This is a genomic window from Streptomyces sp. SID5785 (genome assembly GCF_009870065.1).
Taxonomy (GTDB): domain Bacteria; phylum Actinomycetota; class Actinomycetes; order Streptomycetales; family Streptomycetaceae; genus Streptomyces.
The window spans coordinates 1-3,798 of record NZ_WWIA01000705.1; the positions used below are offsets into that span (position 1 = coordinate 1).

The following is a 3,798-nucleotide window of genomic DNA, read 5'->3' on the forward strand; positions in this document are numbered from 1 at the left end:
GCGGCCCCCGCGACGCCCCCGGTCCCCTCCCAGCCGCTGCCCCCGGCCGTGGCCCCCACCGCCGCCGGCCTGCCCGTGCCGCCTCCGCCCGCCCCGTACGTGCAGCACCCCGCCCCGCCGGAGCCCGCCGCCACCGGTGGTGTGCCCGCGGTGCGGCCCTCGGCCGAGCTCGCGTTCCCCGCACCGGAGTCCGTGCTGACGGTCGATCCGCGGCTCGCGCAGGGCGTCGGCCGGCAGCAGCGCGGCGACTCGGTCGCGCGGCGCACCCGCCAGTCGATCCGGCGGCTCGGCTCGTCGACCGCGGAGGAGGGGGCACGCCTGCTGCGGGATCTGCAGCAGCCGACCGGCATCGGCCGCCTCGTGGCCGTGACGTCGATCCGCGGCGGCGTCGGCAAGACGACCACGGCCGCGCTGGTGGCCCGTTCGCTCCAGATGCACCGGCAGGACCCCGTGCTCGCGCTGGAGGCGGACGCCGCGCTCGGCACGCTCGCGGTGCGGCTGGGCGCCGAGTCGGTGCGCTGGTCGTGCGTCGAACTGGCCCGCATCCTGACCCCGCGGATGGACCTGCTCGACATCACCGGCTACCTGGTGCCGCTGCCGGACGGCGGCTGGCTGCTGCCGGCGAGCCGGGGCCGGGTCGGCCCGCCCCTGGACATCGCCACGTACCGCACCGTCACCCTGGCGCTGCGCCGCCACTTCGCGGTGACGGTCGCGGACTGCGAGACGCTGCCCGGTGAGGTGGCGCGGACGGCGATGGACACCGCGCACGCCCGGATCGTGGTCGCCCCGATGACCGCCGAGGGCGTCGGCGGCACCCGGGTGGTCCTGGACTGGCTGGGCGGGCTGCCGAAGTCCGCGCTGCCGTCCACGGTCGTCGCGCTCACCTCGGGAGCCCCGGACCAGAATCTCGACCTGGCCACGGCCGAGGCCCATCTGCGCGAGGCGGGCGTCGGCGTCGTGCATCTGCCCTACGACCGGCACCTCGCGGCGGGCGGCCCGATCCGCACGGACCTGCTCGCCGAGTCCACCCGCCGCGCCGCCGTACGGCTCGCGGCCGAGGCGGTGCAGCGGGCGGTGTGGGCGCCCTGAAGGGCGCGCCGGGGCACCGGACGCCGCCGCGACGGGGTGTCAGCAGCCGCGCGCGAGCGGCTCGAAGGTGACCTTCGCGTGGTCCGCCGCCTCGTGAACCCTGCTGTAGTCCGCGGGCCGCACCCGGTACCAGACGTCGTCGCGGCTCGTGCGCCCGCCGACGTCGTCGAGCCGCACGCACCAGCGTTCGGGGCGCACGACGCGCGTGTACGTCTCGGTGCCCCTGCGGACCCGGTCGCAGTCGCGGACCGTGCGGGTCGTGTACCAGGTCCGGGTACGGCCCTTGCTGCGCTTGGTGTGCCGCACGCGCTTCGTCGCGGTCCCGCACTTCTTCACGTAGTGCGGGCGGGTGCCCTCGGCGGTCCTGCGGGGCTGGTGCCGGACACCGTCGCGGAGCCCGCTCACCGCGGCCTGCCCGGCGGGCCGCGCGTGTCCGCTGTCGGACGTCCCGCCGGCGTGCGACGTGCCGCCGCCGTCCGTGCCGGAGCCGCCGCCGCAGGCCGCGAGCACGGCCACGAGCATCATCGTGAGTCCGGCAACGGCCGGACGTCGCTTCGCGATCATGACTCCTCTTGGTCCACACGCCGTCAGGAACCGGCAGCGTAGCCGATCATGTGCACGACGAAGGCGGCGGGCCGAGGCCGCCGTGACCTGCGGGTTCCGGTGGACGCTCAGGCCCGGGCCGCGCCGAACTCGCTGAGCGCCTCGGACACCATCGTCTCCAGGCGGGCGTGGTGGGCCCCGCGCCAGTAGACGCGGGCGCACGCGGTACAGCGGGCGAAGACGTCGTAGGTCGCGCGGGTGCCGCCCTGCAACCGGTCGGCGACGTCGTCCTTGCGGGCCTCCGCCAGCGGTCCGTTGCACGCGGTGCAGCGGGTCCAGGGGTGCAGCTCGGGCGTGAACCGTCCGAGGACGTCCCGCAGTTGCTCGTCCGGCTGGTCGCTGTACACGTAGGCGCCCGCCCACAGTCCTCGGCGGCGCAGCAGTCCGCGGTCGCGGCTGAGCAGGACGCGCCGCTCCTCGGCGGAGCGGTTCGCGAGGGCGGGGTCGCCGATGTCGACGGACTCGTAGGCGGCGTCGACGCCGAGCAGCCGCAGCCGTCGGGCCAGGGTCCCGAGATGCACGTCGAGGAGGAAGCACAGCGGGGCGCCCGGCACCCGCTGCGGGCGCTCGACGGGCCGCACCTCGACGCGCTCACCGGCGACCGGGACGTGCGCGACGGGGACCTCCCGGCCGTCGACGCGCAGCGCGCCCGCCTCGGTCAGCGGCACGCCGAGTGACTCGACGACGTGGCCGAGCGTGGACACCCCGTCGGTGACGAGCGGCGCGGGCTCGCCCGAGCGCCACTGCCCGGGCACGAACAGCCCCAGCTCGGGGGCGACTTGTACGAGGATCTCCGGACCGTTCATCGGGCCAGAATGCCACGCCGGGGCGCGCGGCGTGGCCCGGGCGGGTTCGCGGGGCCGTCCGCGGGGGAAGGTCCACCGGGGATCGTGGCGCGCACGACGCGGGAGGACGGGGAGAGATGACGGACCACACGCAGGGGCTGCCGCCGGTGTTCCTGGACGCCGGCACGTCGTCGTTCACGCGGTTCGCCGAGCGGGTGGCACCGCACACGCTGCCGTGGAGCGGGGTGACGGGTCCGGTGCACGGCGCGCCGCACGGCACGACCGTCCTGGCGCTCACCTTCGACGGCGGCGTCCTGATGGCCGGCGACCGCCGCGCCACGGCGGGGAACGTGATCGCGCAGCGCGACCTGGAGAAGGTCGGCCGGGCGGACGACCACACGGCGGTGGCGTTCGCGGGTACGGTCGGCCTCGCCAAGGAGCTGATCCGCCTCTACCGGTTGGAGCTCGCGCACTACGAGAAGCTGGAGCGCCGCGCGCTGAGCCTGCAGGGCAAGGCGCAGCGCCTCGCGACGATGATCCGCGACCATCTCCCCCAGGCCATGCAGGGCCTCGCGGTGATCCCGCTGCTCGCGGGGTACGACGAGCGGCGGGGCACGGGCCGGATCTTCAACTACGACGTGGGCGGCGGCCTGTTCGAGGCGGCGGCCTTCCACGCGGACGGCTCCGGTTCCCCGTACGCGCGCGGTGCGCTCAAGAAGCTGTACCGGCCGGGCCTGTCGGCGGCGGAGGCGACGACGGTGGCCGTGCAGGCGCTGTACGACGCGGCGGACGACGACTCCGCGACGGGCGGGCCCGATCTGGGCCGCCGGATCTATCCGTCGGTGGCCCAGGTGACGGCCGACGGGTACCGGCAGCTGCCGCCGGACGAGGTGCGGGCGGTCGCGGAGGCCGTCGTCGGCGCCCGCGCCGCGGCGCCGGAGGGTCCGAACGCGCCGCTGCTCTGAGCCCCGGCCCGTCCCGTTCCCTCCGGCGCCGTCGGCCGCCGCGATGGCAGGATCGCCCTGGGCCGGAGCAAGGAGGCGGGACGGATGGGGCGTGCCGAGCGGGAGACCGTGGCGGCCGGTCGGCGCCTGGACGGCGCGGCCCGGTCCCTGCTGGCGGACCACGAGCGGGCGGCCGGGGCGGTGCGCGAGGCGCTGGCGCCGATCCTCGACGCGTCGGTGGCGGAGGTCCTCGGCGCCGTCCCGGTGTCCCGGTTGCAGGAGACGGGGGCGCGGCTGCGGACGGGTCCGGTGGAGCAGGCGGGCCTGACGACGGTGCGCCAGGTGCTCGACGCCGGGCCCGCCCGGCTGCAGCAGAT

General features: G+C 76.6%; 4 protein-coding genes and 1 pseudogene. 3 read left to right on the forward strand and 2 right to left on the reverse strand.

Annotated elements, in window-relative coordinates; genetic code table 11:
* Positions 1-192: 192 nt before the first annotated feature.
* On the forward strand, positions 193-1,089 hold the full coding sequence (locus GTW43_RS23200; protein WP_343246097.1) for a type VII secretion protein: 897 nt from the start codon (positions 193-195) through the stop codon (positions 1,087-1,089).
* 39 nt (positions 1,090-1,128) lie between these two features.
* Here the strand turns inward: GTW43_RS23200 and GTW43_RS23205 are convergent, their stop codons facing one another.
* Together GTW43_RS23205 and GTW43_RS23210 are read right to left on the reverse strand one after the other, a co-directional pair.
* On the reverse strand, positions 1,129-1,653 hold the full coding sequence (locus tag GTW43_RS23205; protein WP_161303950.1) for a hypothetical protein: 525 nt from the start codon (positions 1,651-1,653) through the stop codon (positions 1,129-1,131).
* Positions 1,654-1,760: 107 nt separating this feature from the next.
* Positions 1,761-2,498, reverse strand: coding sequence for a Mut7-C RNAse domain-containing protein (locus GTW43_RS23210; protein ID WP_161303951.1), 738 nt, complete (start codon positions 2,496-2,498; stop codon positions 1,761-1,763).
* 116 nt (positions 2,499-2,614) lie between these two features.
* On the opposite strand from GTW43_RS23210, the gene prcB reads away from it, so the two are divergent.
* Together prcB and GTW43_RS23220 are read left to right on the forward strand one after the other, a co-directional pair.
* Positions 2,615-3,442 carry a proteasome subunit beta gene (gene prcB, locus GTW43_RS23215; RefSeq protein ID WP_161303952.1) on the forward strand — a complete coding sequence of 276 codons (828 nt, stop codon included), beginning with the start codon at positions 2,615-2,617 and terminating at the stop codon, positions 3,440-3,442.
* An 84-nt stretch (positions 3,443-3,526) separates the two neighbouring features.
* A pseudogene (locus GTW43_RS23220) lies at positions 3,527-3,798 on the forward strand (ATP-dependent helicase); the annotation flags it as partial.

Excerpts from the sequence above, each read along its gene's own strand:
- GTW43_RS23205 (WP_161303950.1), bottom strand. The coding sequence starts at position 1,653 with ATGATCGCGAAGCGACGTCCGGCCGTTGCCGGACTCACGATGATGCTC.
- GTW43_RS23210 (WP_161303951.1), bottom strand. The coding sequence starts at position 2,498 with ATGAACGGTCCGGAGATCCTCGTACAAGTCGCCCCCGAGCTGGGGCTG.
- prcB (WP_161303952.1), top strand. The coding sequence starts at position 2,615 with ATGACGGACCACACGCAGGGGCTGCCGCCGGTGTTCCTGGACGCCGGC.